At 61.0% G+C, this 17,554-nt stretch carries 7 protein-coding genes; 5 read left to right on the forward strand and 2 right to left on the reverse strand.

Features of this window, described 5'->3' with window-relative positions; translation table 11 throughout:
• Positions 1-136 precede the first annotated feature (136 nt).
• From JNN07_05260 to JNN07_05270, 3 genes are read left to right on the forward strand one after another with little or no spacing between them, the layout of a single operon-like run.
• On the forward strand, positions 137-658 hold the full coding sequence (locus tag JNN07_05260; protein ID MBL9167126.1) for a response regulator: 522 nt from the start codon (positions 137-139) through the stop codon (positions 656-658).
• Positions 659-716: 58 nt separating this feature from the next.
• Positions 717-1,430 (forward strand): PRC-barrel domain containing protein, encoded by a 714-nt coding sequence (locus JNN07_05265; GenBank protein MBL9167127.1) that lies wholly within the window; start codon positions 717-719, stop codon positions 1,428-1,430.
• A 29-nt stretch (positions 1,431-1,459) separates the two neighbouring features.
• Positions 1,460-2,668: an acetate/propionate family kinase gene (locus JNN07_05270; protein MBL9167128.1), complete on the forward strand. Its 1,209-nt coding sequence runs from the start codon at positions 1,460-1,462 to the stop codon at positions 2,666-2,668.
• Here JNN07_05270 and JNN07_05275 read toward each other — a convergent pair.
• Together JNN07_05275 and JNN07_05280 are read right to left on the reverse strand one after the other, a co-directional pair.
• Positions 2,589-3,341, reverse strand: a complete 753-nt coding sequence (locus JNN07_05275; protein ID MBL9167129.1) for a hypothetical protein — start codon at positions 3,339-3,341, stop codon at positions 2,589-2,591. The genes JNN07_05270 and JNN07_05275 overlap by 80 nt on opposite strands.
• A gap of 31 nt (positions 3,342-3,372) precedes the next feature.
• Positions 3,373-3,552: a hypothetical protein gene (locus JNN07_05280; GenBank protein ID MBL9167130.1), complete on the reverse strand. Its 180-nt coding sequence runs from the start codon at positions 3,550-3,552 to the stop codon at positions 3,373-3,375.
• A 451-nt stretch (positions 3,553-4,003) separates the two neighbouring features.
• On the opposite strand from JNN07_05280, the gene JNN07_05285 reads away from it, so the two are divergent.
• Positions 4,004-4,591, forward strand: a complete 588-nt coding sequence (locus JNN07_05285; protein MBL9167131.1) for a PEP-CTERM sorting domain-containing protein — start codon at positions 4,004-4,006, stop codon at positions 4,589-4,591.
• Between the two features lie 48 nt (positions 4,592-4,639).
• Positions 4,640-17,551, forward strand: coding sequence for an Ig-like domain-containing protein (locus JNN07_05290; protein ID MBL9167132.1), 12,912 nt, complete (start codon positions 4,640-4,642; stop codon positions 17,549-17,551).
• Positions 17,552-17,554: the final 3 nt, after the last annotated feature.

A 17,554-nucleotide genomic window follows, 5' to 3' on the forward strand; every position in this document is an offset into this window, starting at 1 on the left:
GAGGTCATGATATCATCCTCGTCCGATCTGGCGGCTGGGCCTTTCCTAGCCTGCGCTAGGAAAAACCTGGTCTGGACCAAGCCCTGGGTAGAACACCCCATACAGGAGGGAACTCGATCTCTGTAGTCTTACTCTTATGGGACTGAATTCCTCTCCACTCTGGGGTGAGCGCAACGGCGCAGCGCCTGGGGATGAAACGCCCCCAGGTCACGCCACGCTGCCAGTCGTCGCTGAGCCGGCGGTGCTCCCCGGCGGAAACCGCGTGCTCGTGGTGGACGACGATGTCATTGATCGCGAACTCACGACTCGCTGCCTTAGAAAGGCTTGGCCTGGCGCCAAACCCCTGGTTCTTGACTCCGCGGAGGGTGGGCTGGAGGCCGTGCGGCTGCTGCGTAAGGAGCGCTATGCGCTACTCATCCTGGACTGGAACATGCCCGGGCACGACGGGGCTGGCGTGATCAACGACCTGCTCCAGCTGGAAATTCGAATACCGGTAGTCGTATTGTCCGGCGAATGGAGAGAGGACATCCGCTTGGACTGGGCTCAGTTGGGGGCAGCTTACCTGAGCAAGAACTCGCTGACACCCGAACTTTTCAGGCAGGTGATTGTCGAGGTGATGCGGACGGCGGCCACCTCGTCTTGCTCCGCTCGCCGCTGAGCGCCGTCGTAGTAACGCGGGGTTGGTGAATCCTTCTCAGCGGTCTCAGAAATGATTTATGTTAAGAAGCATCAAGCAACTGTATGGAGCTAAACTCGGATCGGCGGAAGGCGAGGTAGGCCAGGTAACGGACTTCTATTTTGACGACCAGAATTGGGCCATACGATATCTGGTGGTCGACACGGGCGCCTGGCTACCGGGGCGTGAGGTGCTCGTCTCTCCTCATTCGGTAGGCCCCATCCCTGCATCCGGGCACCTCCTGCTGGTCAATCTGACCCGGAAGCAAATGGAGCACTGTCCGCCGACCGATGCTCACAAGCCTGTTTCCCGCCAATATGAGGAAGAGTACTATCGCCACTTCGGGTGGCCTAACTACTGGCAGGGTGGTGGGCTTTGGGGAGCGAGCGGCTTACCGACCTTGCAGATGCCGGTGAAAGCACCCACCCGGCCGCGGGCGCAAGTCCCGTCCTCGGAAGTTCCGAAGTCGGACTCGCACCTGCGAAGCACACTGGCGGTAACCGGATATCAGTTCAAGACGACGGATGCGATCATTGGTCACGTGGGCGACTTCATGGTGGATTGCGAGAGCTGGGCGGTCACTCACCTGCTCGTCCGAACCGGGCACCGTCTCTCGGGTAAGGAGGTGCTGATCGCGACGGCTAACGTGGAGCGGATCAGCTATGAGGAGTCGACGGTCTTTGCCGGGCTGACCGGCGAGGCGGTGGAGCAGAGCCCAGCACACTCATTGGTTCCAGACGGGGTTGGCAACTAGAGCGCCCCGATTACAGGCACGCCTGATTTGTGTTGAACGCGCCACTGATCCTTACCCTGAACGGGGGTTCCTCCAGCATTAGGTTTGCCTTCTATGGGGCAGGCGAATCGCTGGCTCGGTTATGCCATGGAAAAGTGGAAGGACTTGGGCTTGCCGAGCCCCGATTGAGCTTTGCGGCGTCTGGGGGAGAGGTGGTAGAATCCTTGCTCCTCTCCGCGGCCGACCGGAAGGCCCCGGTAACTTTCCTGCTCGAATGGCTCGCTTCGCGACCTGAGTTTGATCGCATTGAGGCAATCGGGCATCGGGTGGTGCATGGGATGGGCCAGACCCAGCCGGAAGTCGTCACGACGCAGTTGCTCTCCGAACTTCATCGAATTCGGCTGTGTGATCCTCAGCATCTTCCCCGTGAAATTGAGCTGATGGAACTTCTGCGTCGCCGTTTGCCGGAGGTCCCTCAACTTGCCTGTTTCGACACCGCGTTTCATTCAGGAATGCCGCGTGTCGCAACCCTCTTTCCCATCCCGCGGCGGTTCGAATCCAAAGGAGTCCGCCGCTATGGTTTTCACGGACTTTCCTACGCCTACCTCCTGGAGCAACTGCAGCACCTGAATGATCCGGCGGCGTCAATCGGCCGGGTAATCCTGGCACATCTGGGCAGCGGCGCGAGCATGGCGGCTGTCTTGAATGGGCGGAGCGTTGACACGAGCATGGGGTTCACGCCTACCTCAGGACTTGTGATGAGCACGCGGTCTGGTGACCTGGATCCCGGACTGGTCCGATTCCTGGCTCGCACCGAGGGGATGACGATGCACCAGTTTGATCAGATGGTGAATCATGAATCCGGGTTGCTCGGTATTTCGGAAACGAGCCCCGATATCCGCGACTTGTTAAAAACCGAGGCGAAAGATCCGCGGGCTGCGGAGGCGGTGGCCTTGTTTTGTTATCAGGCCAGGAAGTGCATTGGCTCGTTCGCAGCGGCTTTGGGTGGTCTCGACACTCTCGTGTTTTCGGGAGGAATTGGAGAGCATCAGGCCTGCATTCGGACGAGGATCTGCGAGGGACTTTCGTTCCTGGGGATCGAGGTGGATCCCACTCTGAATGCTGCGGGTGAAGGCCTGATCTCCCGCCCCGGCGCCCGGGTGAGCGTCCGGGTGATCGCTACCGACGAGGAGTTGATGATTGCGCGCTCGGTCTGGCGTGCGTGGGGAGCTTCTCGCCTGAGGATGGAACTTGCCTGAGGCGAACCCGGCCGGCCTGGCGGGAATGGAGCATGTGGAGTGATTCACGCAACCCAGAGCCGAGCGTGCGTGCGGAAGGTAAAGCCTTGCCTACCACCAAAATTCTATTTTGAAACTCTCGGAAATCAATCACTCGGGCCGAGGGAAAATGAGCCGCGATTTGCCGGATCTCGCGTCCTCCCGCCGTGCCGGTCGGCGGCAGAAGGTTGAAGACCCCAACTCCGTCCCGGTTCAATCGGCGTCGAATCAGCTGAGGCATCACGGTCCAGGAGATTTCGGGCTTCACGACGTCGCCGTCTTTCGGAATGGAAAGATCCTCGACCAGGAGCGCGAAATCGCGCGGCTGCGCCTGGAGCCAGACGGCTGCGTCGGAATGGGTCCACTGCACTGAACCTCTCCAGCGGGGACAATGCCGGCGGAACAGGTGATAAGCCTCCAAATCAAGATCCACAGAATCGATCCGTCTCGCGGGAGCGAGCGCGCTGAGTGGCGCCATCATTCCTCCCCCCGCAAAGCCCAACAGGCCCACACGTCCAGTCGGAGCCAGTAGCCCGATCAGAGCCGCCAGCACATCGAACACGCTGTGGGTTGGTCCGGAGGATGTCCGGAGTTCGCTGATCACGACTCCATGCTGGCTGAGCCGTAGTCCGTGGGCGGTTCGGGTGATCTTCACGACGGGGATATCGCAGGGTGCATCCTCGGTGTCACGCTGTTTGTGTCGGCTGGACGCGGAGCAAAGGACGGCCAATCTGGCGTGATTCCCGGTTGGCTGTTTCGGCGATGGAACGCGTCGTCTCTCCCAGCAGGCTGGCAGCGTCAGCCAGGCGAGAGTGATTCAGGTAGGCCACGAGGCTCATCCCGGCGACCTGCTTGAAGGGCTTCATTCTGCCAGCCTTCCTGGCACAACACCGAGGATCTTGGTCGACTCATGATAATTATTCGCTTTATTCATAGTCTGCATCGTTAATCCTTCATGCCACCGATCGACTAGACCTTGACCCTCCAGGCTTTCCGATTATAGTAACCAAATCTTCTCAGCGATTTAAGGGAAACTCTATGTTCCAACTGGTGCATCGAGCTTCCGGCGTTGCTGAAGCCAGCAGGCGGATTGGCTTGAAAGATCTCAAGGGCGGGGCTGAGGTAGCTCAGCGCGCGTCCGGAATCCGGCAGAAGAAGATCGTTGGAGCACATCGGGCAGGGAGGTTCGGGCGTGCTGCAGGTTGTTAGATTTGACGTAACTGGACTGTGAACCTTGAGGGTATGGCCGAAGTCGTTGTTTCTCCACTTACTCGGAGGAGTTGGCGTGCTCGGGTGGCTTCCTGTGCTGCCCTCGTCATGGCCGTTACCCTGCCTGCAGCGCCCTTAACTGGCCTTTCACAGGGCACCCTCGATCCGGCTCTGTATGTCCTGACGGCCGACGGCAGCCAGGCTCTCCACACCCGGTCTTTTAACTTCAGCCTGCCCCAAGGAACCTCGGCTCCTCTGGAGTTTAAATTTGGGTTTGAGACGGATGAGGTGTTTGGACCTGGCGAATTTTTCGACTCCTTTACCCTGAGTTTGCGGACCCTGGACGATTTGTTCACCCTCATCCTGGTCACCGCGGACGCCAGCGGCGTCTTATTTGCACCTCCCACCCCCGGCACGGAGCCTTTGGCCGACTCGGCCTTGACCCGCAGCCCCATCCCATCCCCTTCGCTGACTCCTCATCTCGCCCAGCAGCATTCGTTCTCGGTGAGCGCCGTGCTACCCGAGAACCTATTGGGTCGGGAAGTGACTCTCTTCTTGGATCTCTTTGACAACAATAACGGGGTTATCTCCCACGGCTGGCTTGCCGATATCACTGTGGTTCCAGAGCCAACGCTCTGGCCGCTGGTCCCTTTGGCTGGCTTGGTTTTGTTCCTCAAGCGATCTCGCAAACACTGAAAGATGAATACGCGGCCTCGTAGTTTAGCTGTCTGGAGTTGTGCCGTCATGCTGTGGCTCTCCGCATTGGGCTCTGTCTCGGCACAGACCGCGACATTCGACCTGAAAGGCGTGCGCATCGAACTGCAGGAAATCACTGCGGACACCGCTGTCTTTTTTCGGTCATTGCGCCTGAACCGCGCCCTCAACCAGTGGAACGTGGAAGTGACGGTTTCGAATCGTGCCGATCGCGCTGTGTCCGGGCCCCTCGTCTTATTGGTGGAGTCCTTCCGAGGAACCAGCGGACCTCTACTTGTCGACGGCACGCTTCCGGGGGCAACGCTCCAGTCGTTCTATGATCTCAGCAGCTTCCTCCCCGGCAGCGAACTGGGCGCCCGTCAAACGACGGCCTCCCGAACTCTAAGCCTCGGCTTCAGCAGCGGCTCGCCCGTGCTGGTGACACGCGTCTTCGCGGGAACGCTTCCTCCCCCGGTTCCGGTTGGTGTCACCCGGTCCCTCAACGAGGTCGGCCAGCCGCTGCCAGGGGCCACCTTGACGGTAACCGGGCCGACGCCCGAGTCCTCCGCGGTGTTGCCAACAGATCATCCCACGGGGGTCGCGTCGTTCGGCGGCAGTTCAGGTCTCCATCGGCTGAGATTCTCGCTGGACGGCAACCTCTCGGTCTGGCGGCAGCAAACCCTTTCTACCGGCAACGTCGCGGTGGTTCCCAATCCGCGCCTGACGCCGCGCAGTTCTCGCGTCGTTGAATTGACTCCGTTGGGGGGGAGTGTGGTGACCAACGATGCGGGGACAGTTCGGATCGTCGTGAACGCCGGAGCCTTCGGCGGCTCGGCCAGCCTGCGGCTCACCGGACTCACCGGGCAGACCCTGCCGGCGTTTCTGCCGCAGGGGTGGAGCCCGATGGTCGCGTTTCATCTGGAGAGCAGCTCGCCTCCTGCCCAGCCATTGCCCGCGGCCCTTACCCCCGCGGGACCGGTCGGCACCGCCGAGGTGGCGGCTTTGGTGCACTGGAACGAAAACAGCCTCTCGTGGGAGGTGGTGCAGGTTTTGGGTGGCCGCGGTGCGGAGCCCCTGGATGTCTTTCTGCCAAAGTCCGGAAGTTATGCGCTGGTGGTCGGTGATACCGGCGAGTTGGTGCCGCCTGTGCCGAATGCCGGACAGCCTCTCCAGCCCAGCGCTGCCGTGGCCGCACCCATAGCCGGGTTAACCGCCACAGGTGTGGTGGATCCGAGCTCGAGTCCGGCCAGCCAGATTCCCGCGCGCGTCACCGGCCAGGCCACGGTGACGTTGAATCACGCGTCGGCTAAGCTGCCCAGCGGAACCTTGCTGCGCGGAGAGGTGACGGAAACCTATCTGCTGAAAGACGGCAGCGCACGCGTCACTCCCTCCTACGAGCAGTTTTTTGTGGCCTATCAGCGGCCGGGCGATGAAAACCCTCAGACCATCCAAGCATCCTTTCCGATGCGTCCCCTGCTGCTGTTTGGTTCGGAGGAACTCGCCTCCGCGACGGTGCGCATCCAGGTGTTGCCCTTGGCGCCTTTTGACGGACGAGCTTTGGATCAGCGGGGGGGGCAGCTTGCCCTGCCCAACGGCGGCCGAGTGCTTATCGGCGCTGGGCAGCTCACAGGCCCGACTGCGTTTCGCATCAGCCCGATCTCGCTGGCTCCATTCACGAACGCTCTCCCTCTCCCGATGTCAGCTCTCGGCGGATTCGAGCTCACCTTTGATGGCGGCCGTCTCACCGGTCCTTTGGCCCCTCGTTTTGATGGGCTCCCGACGAACGCCGTCTTCGTGCTGGCTCGGGTGGTCAGCGAGGTCGGACTTTACGGGCTGGAGCCAGTGGAGCGGTTGGTGACCTCGTCGGTAGGCTCGGTCTCGAGCGCCGAGCCGCTGTCCGGCGATCGGCTGCCCGGGATCCGCGGTTCGGGCCAATACGTGCTGATCCGGGTGGACAGCCCGCAAGGCCTCATCAGCGGCGTGGCGCGGGATGGCCAGGGTAGCCTGCGGTCCGGAATGCCGGTTCGTACCGCCGGAACGCCCTGGTTGGCGTTGACGGATGCCCAGGGAAGATACCGATTGGTGGCTTCGTCGGGTAGCCGACAGATCGAGGTGACTGATCCGGTCACGGGCGATAGTGGTTCATCTCTCGTGACCGTGGTTAACCCGCTCGAGGTCGTGACTCAGGATCTGGTCTCCGCCCCGGTTGGGCCTCGAGTGATTTCCATCACCCCGGCGGACAATGCGACGAAGGTCGCCCCGATCACAGCCATCACCCTCCAGTTCAGCGAGCCGCTCAACCCCGCAACGGTTGTCGGAAATGGAATTCAGCTGCTCGGCTCAGACGGGCTCGCCGTCACCGCCTCGATGAGCCTGGACCCAAGGCTTAGTCGCGCGACGTTGACCCCGGGCACCACGCTAGATGCCGGCACGACTTATCGAGTGGTTCTCGCCCGGACGATCGCCGACAGCTCCGGAATGGCCCTGGTGGGCACCAATGAGTTCCGATTTACGACCCTGGCGGCATCACGAGTGGGCGAGACTATCGCCGAGTTGGTGATCTATCAACCGGGGGCCACCAACGTTCCAGCCGCGATCGTCGCACAAATTCCTGCCTATCGTCCGGGAACGGTTCCCAACGCGATCGTCGTTCATGGGTCGGTCGGAACTGCCGATCCTGAGGTTCCCGTGATTTTGGTGAACGAGTCCACCGGCGATACCGCCACGGTGCTTTCCAACGTCGACGGTAGCTTTGCCAGTGTGATTAGCGGCGGGCAGGAGGACATCGTGACCGCAACGTTTGTGAACCTGAACGGAACGCGCGTTTACGTCGCCACGGCCAGGCAGGAATTTGACAATGGGTTTACCGGGCTGTTCACGCAGGGAGGTGTGCTGGAAGCCCAGTCGCCGCGGGGGCCGGTTCGACTGACGGTTCCGGCCAACGCCATCTCGACCAAAACGAAGTTCAAGCTGGAGTCGCTCAGCGTCGCAGCCGTGACGAACGCCTTGGGAGGTCTGCAGCCCTCCGAGGGAGCCATCGCTGGATCTGCCTTGAATCTCCGGGTGGAAGGCCAGCTTCCGGTGCTCCCTCTCAAGATCCGCATGCCGGTGAACCTGGCCGAACTTGGCTATCCCGCCGATGAGGTGAACACCAATGCGGCGGTCATGTTGGCTGCGGTCCGCACCACGGGGGATATCACCGCGTTTCAGGTGATGGACCAAATGCTTTTCACTCCGGACCCCGCTCTCGTGGAGCCCCCTCCCACTCAGCCTCAGCTCGCGGGTAATAATGATCAGATCGCAGCCGGCTTCCTCGACACATCCATTGGATTGATGATGCCCGCATTGGGCATTGCGGGGCAGGTGGCTCAGATCGGTTTCAATCAGATCCTCGTCCCTCTTCTCTTCGGACCTCGTCCTGTGGTGATCAAGGGCAAAGCGGCCGCCCTGCCGCTGGACCTGGCGGAGGCGATGGAACGGGCGGGCTTGATCAACCAGTTGGCCAATACCCAGACGGGCAACCGGAACATCGATGTGCCTTGGCAGATCGCTCAAATGCTCGGAGTTCCGAACCCCATCACGCGTCTCGGTGGCGGGGTCATCCAGCAGCTGACCAGCGTCGCGGCAACGACCTTTCTTCAGCAGTCCTTGGTAGTGTCGAAGCCGCTCCCCGGCGCCTTCATTTCGGTCACGCTAAATGGCGGCCCTCTCAATAGTCATCGGCACGGCCGAATTTTTCCTGGGATGGTTTACGCCACCACAGGATCGGATGGCTATTTCCTGGCGATGGCACCGGCGGCAGGCGCTCAGTACCTGGTTCGTGCTACTCACCCCGCCTACGACGAGGTGAAGGAGGAACCGGCCAATCCGATTACTTGGATCCCGGGCCAGCAGGGCGACCTGACCCTTTCCGGAGCAGTGTGGAAGAACTTCTTTTTCCTGGCCCCCCGGCCAAGTGATACCCCGCCGGATGTCAGCATCGCCAACACGCCGGTCTACCCGGCTCCAGGCCAGCCGACGGAGATCGTCATCCAGGCTTCCTTGCCGGATCGCGCCCCGAAAATAGGTGTTCTGCTGCAGTCGATCGGCACGACCAACCTGCTGACCGGTCTCCCCGAAGTCGACGTGGCCCACAGCCTCACGAACATCCAGGAAACGACTCAAGGTTATGTCACTCGGTGGACCGCAACCTTGACCGTGAACAAGCCGGTGCTCGCCTCCTTCAAGGCTACTTTTCAAGGAGCAACCGGCGAGCAAGGCCTCACCACCCAATTTGGGATCGCGTTCACCGGAAAGGCCCCAACAGTTTTCAATCCGGACATCCCCAAACCGGACACCAACGACGTTCATGGCCCGTTGGTGTCGCTCGTTCAGCCGGCCGACAATGGCTTTCTCAAGGAGGATGGGAGGATCACCATCCTTTTCAACAAGCCGATTGACGCCGCGGTGAAGCAAGACCTTTCGGGCATTACGCTCGCCGGGGCGCCGCTGGGCGTGCTGCCCGTGGTGGAGTTGAGCTCCGACCAGCAAGTCCTTACTTTGAAATACCCGTCGCTTCCGAGCGATCAGACCTATCAGCTGACACTCTCGGCCCGGTCGATCCGAGACTTGGCCCAGCAGCCGATGGATCAGGTGCCCAGCACGCCCCAGCCGGATAGCTTCACCACCTCCGTTCGTACGCCTCCCTCTGCCACCGCGCCCCTCCTCAACCTCGACAACGCCAAGGGGTCGGTGATGCGCGCGGGTTTCCTCTACGTGATCGACCAGGAGAGTGCCGCCAACTCACTTAAGATTTTTAATGTGCGCAATCCGCTCCATCCCTCTCTCGAAAGGGAGTTGCGCCTGCCGGGAGCTCCGCGTGACATCGCTCTCATCCCTCAATTCTCATACAAGCGCACCGCTCAGTCTCCGGTCGTCACCAGCGACCTGATCGCCATCGTGGGCGGCGATCTCGATGCGGTCATCAACCAAGTGCAGGGCGTCACGGTCTCGGTGAAGGGACAGTATTTGTGGGTGGTCGACGTGGCGGATCCCCAGGAGCCGATTATTTTGGCGTCGCCGCTCGTGAGCCTTCGGGTTGGGTCGGCTGCGACGAAAGTGCGGTGGTCTCCACCGCACTTGGTGTATCAGGAGTTCGGAGCGGACATCCAGCTTCTCGGGTTCGTGAATCTCCAGGAAATGATCTACGGGTTCGGCATCACCCAGCGGCGGCAGGAAGTTCTCCCGACCGAGCCGCGCCCTGGCAAGGATCTGAACGGGGATGGGGACTATGTCGATGAGGGAGAGTTGCTGCCCATTCCCCAGAACTTCCCCTCCGAATTCTACGGGAAGAAGCAGAGCTTGCTGCTGCAGGGTACCACTCAAAAGATCCTGGACTTCGCGGTTTCGGACAGCGGCAACACGGTGGGGGTCACACTGCGCAACGGAATCGCCCATGATGAGCAAGGCCGGCCCCGCGGAGCGACGTTGCCCCCCATGTATCGCACCTGGGTGTACAACGGCATTCAACAGGAGATCGGCAACCCTCTCTCGGCCAGGTACGACTTTCCGATTTCGGCGTATCCGCGATGGGTGTCGGTGTTCGATGCGCTCCCCCTGGTGATCAGCAACACCCCCAGTGCGCGCGCCGTGGCATTGGTGACCCTCTCGCCGAACACGAACGGCCTGAACTCCCTGGCGGTGATCGATATCTCGCTACCCCTCGCCCCCAAATTGCTGAGTGAGATTATTTTGCCTTCTGAACTTCTGGGGGGCGGAATGGGACCAGTTCAGATGCGGCCCGACGGGCTGCTCCAGATCGCGGGCGCAACTCACCTGGTGACGCTGGATCCGCATCGCTTGGTCGACGCGCCACCCCCTTCGGGACAGCTCCATGCCTCCATTTTGTCCAGCACCGCCCAAGCCGGCGGATTGACCCGCAGCCTAGGCCAGACCGACTACGGACTGAGCGCCGTCGCCGAGGGCCGCCGCGGCCTGGTGGTGGTCTCACAGCCCGAGCTGCGGTTCGTGAGCTTTCCCAACCAGCCGACACTCGTGAATCCCTCAAAAATGGCGAGCATGGGCGATGTCCAAGTTGAGGCGATTCTCAATGACCTGAATCCGCTGCGAGCCCTGGCTCCGGCCCAGCCCACCAACGCCATCACCGGAGGGTCGGATCTCATGCCTCCCAACCGGTCGCTGCATTACCACGTGATGATGATCACCCCCGGAGCCGCGGGCGAAACCGTCGAGTTCGGGTTGGAGTCCGTCAACCCCGCGGGGCTGCCGCTCTCGAACCTGGGAGTGGGCTTCGCTCCTGTCCGTGCCGTTTCAGACTTCACCCAGGCCTCCCTCGGCCAGACTCCCAAGGCCAACTGCGGAGCCCCCATTCGATCCCTGGTCGGCTATCGGCTCAGCAACAATCCGCAGAGCCGCTACTACAACTACTACCTCTCGAGGCCGTTCGCCCTGATCACGAGCGTGGCCACCATCTCGGAGCTCGAGGAATGGAAAACGGTAGGGTCGATCGAGCGCGAGATTCTGTTCAGCGGAGCAGGAATGCGCGCGTTCCTGGATCCCGTTGAATCGGACAACGAAGTTCTGGGCGCCTTTGCCGCGCGAATCGACGGCAAACGACTGCGGGTGTTCCCCATCGCCTCGGGCAGCGCGGAGACGGTCAACCGCGACTACCTGGTCGGAGACAACCCTCCTCCTCCCGGAGCATCGACCCCGATTGAGGACACGTTTGGCGCGATTCAGGCCCACAGCGGTGAGCTCCGGACCACCGATGTAGACATGTCGCTCCCCAGCCCGCGCATGCCGATTCAAATCACGCGCACAATTGGAACACAGGACAACTATGAGGGGCCCTTCGGCGTAGGATGGGATTTCAACTACAACGAGCGGCTGATGATTTTGGACTCCGCGACGTTTCCCGCTGGCCTGCAAATGCCCCTCGTGATCCGAGACAAGGCCGCCAACAGCGACATTGCCGGCAGCCAGGATGTGCTCTTCACCACCGGCATGGGCCGTGTGTATACCTTCGTGTGGAAGGGGACCAACATGCCGCCGGAATACGCCCAGGATCCCTTGGTTCGGGATTTTGAGTACTCCCGAGTGGTGTCGGACTACTACCTTCCGGTGCGCGGTATCTTTGATCTTCTGGTCAAGTTCAAGGACGGCCGCTTTGAGCGGCTGACTCCGGATGGTCAGCGCTATCGCTACACGTCCAAAGGCCGGCTGCAGACGATCATCGATCGCTATCCTAAAAACCGCCACGAGCTGGAGTACGACCGGAATGGATGGCTCGTGCGGATCGACGACCGATCCGTTTCCGGCCCCCGTTTTGTGGAATTCGGGTATTACCGACGCAAGAATTCCGACAACCAATTCCGGGATGGGCTCGATGAGGACACCTCCAACCCTTTTCTGGAGGGGAAGATCTGCCGACTGCGTGACTACGCGAACCGAGACGTGCTTTACCAATACGATCCCGACGGCTTTCTTATCGCCAACCGGAGCATCCAGGTGAACGGGGAGAACGGCGGATATTCAGGGCGGGGTCATACCTTTTACACCTACGAAAACTGCCGGCTTGCAAGCATCTCCGCCAAGGCGTCGGGCACCCCTGTCGTCGCCGCGGCAACCGTGCCGGGAGCGCGTGGCAAGCCCGTGACAAGGGCGACGACCGGCAGCCTCGCCTCAAACCAGTTGGACATCCCTCAGGATAACTCGGCGGCTAACGTGGGATCGATTCAGAGTGGAGTGCGGCTCGGGGATGGAGCTTCGGTTCAAAGGCGTTTTGACGCGTTCGGCCATACCATATCCGAGACCATGACCGGCCCCGCCGGTGGAACCTCCGGCCTCGTCGTGTCGAATACCGTCGACGGCCTGGTGACTTACATTCGACATCCGGAGGGAAATGTCGAACTGAGATCCTACGACAGCGGCAACGTGAACTTCCGGTCTCGGGCCAACCTGCTGAGTACGACCATGACCGCGGGGCCGCGGGGAGGCGCTGCTCGTTCCGAACGATTCAGCTACGAGCCTCGCTACAACCTTCCGGCCGGTGAGCACGTCGACGCCAATGGCTTCGTCACCCGTCACGTGTTGACTTCGGATGGACGGGATATCGGAGCGGTTGAGTATCCCGATGTCGGAATCAAGACCTCGGTCTATGACTCGAATGGTCAAGTCATCCTCGTGAAGGATCAGGACGGCTTGGAAGCGGAGTACTCCTACGACGCGAGGACCGGGTTCATCCAGACCGCCAAGGCGGGAGACAAGGTGTTGCGTTATTCCTACGACGGAAGCATCCCCGGGCTGCTGGGCAAGCCTGCCAGCGTCGCCCAGGCCTTGGGGGCTCCGACGACTTACACCTACGACAACAACCTCCAGCCGGTCCGAGTACAGCGCGGAGGCTTGGTCTCGCTCCTGGCCTACGATGAGCTGGGACGGGATATCCTGAGCGAGGATCAGGTTGGCGACGGCAAAGTGAGCCGGACGACCAAAGAGTATAATGACGCTGGGTTCCTTATCCGACTCGTCACTTCGGGGATTGAAATCGAGGGCACGGTTGGATCCTTCGCCTACGAGTTCAAACCGGATGCCCGATCTCGCATTCAGGAGTCGATTCTTCCCAACGGCACGCGGCAGGTCTTCACCTATGATGCGCGCGGCAACATTCTCACCTCCACGCTGGGAAGCTACGTCGAACGTTATGAGTATGATCTCAACAACAACCTAAAACGAGTGTTTCAGGGAGGCGACGAGGTGCGGTCCCTCGAGTATGACGGGCTCGACCGCGCCACCAAGGTCGTTCAGAAAACCGGGTTCGAGGAGTACGTTGAGCAAAGCCAATTCCACCCGGACGGCCAGTTGCTTAGCAGGACCGTTACCGATTCCCGCTTTGGGATCGTCGAGGATGTTCGGTATCCGGAGCTCGATTCGATGGGGAGGCACAAAACCGTGCAAGCGATCGGCGGGGTCATCTCTCCGCGGCATAGCTACACTTACGGCTCAGGCTTCATGAGCGTGGCCGGGCCGCGCCTGACCTATACCAGCCGCTGGGATGCCGGGGCCGATCAGATCGGGTACACCGATCCCAACCAGACCGTCACCGTCGAGCGAGACGACAACGGTCGCCCAACCGTGATCACCCATACCGAGCAGGGTGCGACCTACGCTCAGACCTTCGGGTATGATGATCTGGATCATCAAAAGAGCGCTGAAGATCTGCAGGGGCTGTTCATGACCTACGTCCCTCGAGCCGATGGCACTCCTACCAAAGTGACCAATGCCCGGGGGAATTCCACCTCCTTTGAAAATACGGCCTTAGGGGAGCCCATTCGGCAGCAGCGGGCTGACGGGATGGAGATGCGGGCGCGCTATGATGCCCAGCGTCAGACCACTTTCAATGGTGATCCAGGAGCAGGATTTGGCTTCGGTTATGATGGCGACCTCCGCCTGACCCAGCAGTCGTTGCGCAACGGCGCGTTGATGACTTTTGCCAATTTCGATCCTCGGAACATGCCTCAGACGCAGACCTTTCCCGGCGGATCCGCGACCATGGTTTACGACCTGCAACGTCGCTTGCTGCAAAGGACCATGAGCTACCAGGGCACCTCTTGGGAGGAAAACACCACCTACGACGCCTTCAGCCGGATCCGGTCGCAAACTTACGCTCAAAACGGAGGCGCTGCCGCGTCAGCAACCTATGACTATGATCCCGCGGGTCCGCTCTTGTTCGCGGAGTGTGTGGAGGACAACGCAACCTTCCGGGCATCGTTCGGTTATTACGAGGATGGGACGCGGAAGTCGGTTACTTATCCGTCCGGGTTGGTGGTGACTGAGGAGCGGGATGCCACGGGCAGACTCACCGGCCTGTCCGCATCGGGAGCCCCGATTCTCACCGCCGTGAGCTGGCAGGGAACCAGCCACCCCAAAATCGTTGAATTGGGCTCCTCCATGCAGACCGTCAACGAATACGACAAGCGGGGTCGGCTGACGGGTAGCAGGACAACGCGTCGGAGCGACAACGCCGTGCTGGCACACATGCGCTACCAGTACGATCCGGCCAACAATCTGGAGATGCGCCAATTCTGGCATCGCAACGGCTTGGCCGACAACTTTGCGTTCGACACGGGCGAGCGTTTGCTGCGGGCGCAGGTGGGTGGTATCCCTCTGGCGCCAACCGGCTTTACCCCCTCCCTCTACGAGCGAAGCTTCACCTATGGGGGCGGAGGGCTTGATCTCCTGACGGCCGCGCCGGTTTCCAACGCCCTGGTGGAACCGCCCAGTTTCGCGCAAACGTGGACGGGACATGACGCATTTTTGCTCCCGACCTCCATCGACGGCTTCGAGCGTGGCCCTGCGGATCCCAAAGGTAACACGGCCCGGGCCAACCTGTGGGTCCGTGCGCCGGGCGCGGTGGCTCCTTCCGTCATTGGCGCTGACCTCAAACACGATGGGTTTGGACGCCTGGTCTCCGTAGCTCGCGAGGATGGCGCACTCATCGAAAACCAATATCAGCCGAGCGGCCTGCGCTTCTCTCGCAAGGTCACCCAGGGAGGCTTTACACTGTCTCGTTCGCACTACGTCTACGACCCTTCCGGAAGGTTACTCGAGGAATATGACCGAACCGGGGAGCAGCCCGTGCTGGTGGGCCGCTACATCTATGCGAGCAGCGATGCCCCGGTGGCCGCGGATTTGCCCAACCCGACCACGGGCGAGTTGGACCGGTTCTACTTCATTCGCGACGCTGCGCAGTCGGTCATTGCCGTGGCGACATCCGCGGGTGAGATCGTTGAGCGGGTTTGGTATGATCCCTTTGGCCAGCCGGTGATCCAAGCCAGGGATCAGCAGGCGCCTCGGCTGCGGGAAGTGAAATCCAGCGAGGACGGGAACGCCTTGCTGATCGCCCTGTCAGAGTCCGTATGGCCGACCAGGGCAGATCCGGGGCCAGGCGGGGGCATCGTCCGCGTCGCCGGTCTGGAGTTGGATCCGGAAACCCTCTCGGTCACGGCCCTGAACACCAATCTGCCGGGAACCATCGAGCTGCTGCCGTCGGTGCCCGGATATCCTCCCTATTCGGTTCTCAAATTCACTGCCAGTCGCGAGATCCCCGATCTTCCGTCGTCGCTGAACTCCTGGTGGCCAGGCGACCGGAACGTTTCGGATGTGGCGGGTGGACGCCGCGGATCGTTGGTCGGCGGCGCCGCCATGGGGCCCGGCCTGGTGAATGAGGCGTTCGTGCTGAACGGGACCTCGGCCTATGTCAACGTGCCGAATGACTCCGGGCTGAACACCGGCACTTCCGACTTCACGGTCGCGGTTTGGGTCAACTTCCGAAACGCCGCCGGCGAACAGGTTCTGATCGAGAAATGGGCTTCCACGCCGGCTCAAGGCTGGTCGATGTTGAAGCTCGCGGACAATCGGTTGCGGCTCAGCCTGGGGGGCGTCGCCGTCAACATCGACTCCGCGCCTTTGGTTTGGACAACCAACAGCTGGACCCAATACGCCTTCCGGCGGCAGGGATCGCAGTTCACGTTGTTCACCAACGGGGTAGCAGTCGCCTCGGGCACCAGCACGGCGACCCTCGACAGCTCCAGCTCGCTGAAGTTCGGCAGTCGCGAAGGCGCTGGCGCGTTTCTCAACGGGGCTCTGGATGAAATCGCCGTCTTCCAGCGCGCGTTGTCCGAGCCGGAAATTCGTTCGATCTCTGGCGGCCTCTTCGCTCCCGGCGACATCCAGGTCACGCTTAACGCGGGCAAGCTTTCCGACGAGTGGGGCAACCCGAATGTCACCGCGACGGTGTCGGTGGATGCCAATGACCAGCCGAACGTCGTCTACTATCAAGCCTTCCCTGAGGCGGACACGGCCCCGCAGCCTCTGGCTCGCAGTGCCGTTGGATCTCCCTTCCTTTTCCAGGGGCAGTATTTCGACTACGACACGGGATTGGTCTACATGCGGGCCCGGTACTACGATCCCTACGCGGGCATGTTCCTCGAACCGGACCCTCTGGGGTATGATTCAAGCGTCAACCACTACGCCGGTCTGGCCAACAACCCCGTCAGCGCCCGCGATCCCTTCGGCCTAACCCCGCGCGGTATCACTCCCAAGATGCGAAGCAATTTCCTTCGCTCCAAGGGCTATAGCAGTCATGAGGTCAAGCTGTTCCACAAGAGCTACAGTACCCTCTCCCGTCTCGGCATGGGCGATCTGGAGATCGCGTCGCACATCCGGGTGATGTATAAGGCGCAGCGCGAGCAGGGCATCACCTACGAGATGAGTATTCGAACCTTTGGCAATCCTAAGGCGCGGCAAGCCCAGCTCGACCGCTTCCACCAAACCAAGGAGGAAAAGGTATCCAACAAGACTGAGGAATGCGGCCTCGCAATTCACCAGAACAAGGACGGCAGTGTGGAGTTGTTCACCGGGGATCTGGACGGTCTTTACCTGCTCCGCAACGGCCAGGTTTCGACATTGCGACAGACCCAGAAGTTTCAGGAGGCGGTGAACCGTGAAGTCGCGCGGCTCAGCTCGGGATGGAAGCATATGGCCGAGAAGGGCGGGCAGGAGATCCATGGCACGCAGGTTCAGAAAGCATACCAGCACGGGGTCTCGTTCAACATTCCTCAGGAGTATGGCACCCGAAACAAACTGATGGAGGGTGGCCGATGCGGCTTCGCCGGCTTCGATTGGATCGAGTCCAAGATGTTGAAGGGAACCGGGACGGCCTTCTCGTTCCGTTTGGACGACGACGGGAGCAACATGAAGATCAACGAGAGCGTTGATGTGAACAAGATGCTCAATATGTATGATTCCCATTACAAGGATGTGATGCTGAATCCGAATTCGAAGGGCTTCGATCGGGTTCTCCACAACCGCCGACTCAAGCAGTACCAACGGGACGGACGCCGGCCGTCGACCCTTTTCCCTAAAACCTTCTTCGGCCACGACTACGGCAGTCCCGGAGCCAACTAAACG

This window comes from Verrucomicrobiales bacterium (assembly GCA_016793885.1).
GTDB lineage: Bacteria > Verrucomicrobiota > Verrucomicrobiia > Limisphaerales > UBA11320 > UBA11320.

Excerpts from the sequence above, each read along its gene's own strand:
- JNN07_05260 (MBL9167126.1), top strand. The coding sequence starts at position 137 with ATGGGACTGAATTCCTCTCCACTCTGGGGTGAGCGCAACGGCGCAGCG.
- JNN07_05265 (MBL9167127.1), top strand. The coding sequence starts at position 717 with ATGTTAAGAAGCATCAAGCAACTGTATGGAGCTAAACTCGGATCGGCG.
- JNN07_05280 (MBL9167130.1), bottom strand. The coding sequence starts at position 3,552 with ATGAAGCCCTTCAAGCAGGTCGCCGGGATGAGCCTCGTGGCCTACCTG.
- JNN07_05285 (MBL9167131.1), top strand. The coding sequence starts at position 4,004 with ATGGCCGTTACCCTGCCTGCAGCGCCCTTAACTGGCCTTTCACAGGGC.
- JNN07_05290 (MBL9167132.1), top strand. The coding sequence starts at position 4,640 with ATGCTGTGGCTCTCCGCATTGGGCTCTGTCTCGGCACAGACCGCGACA.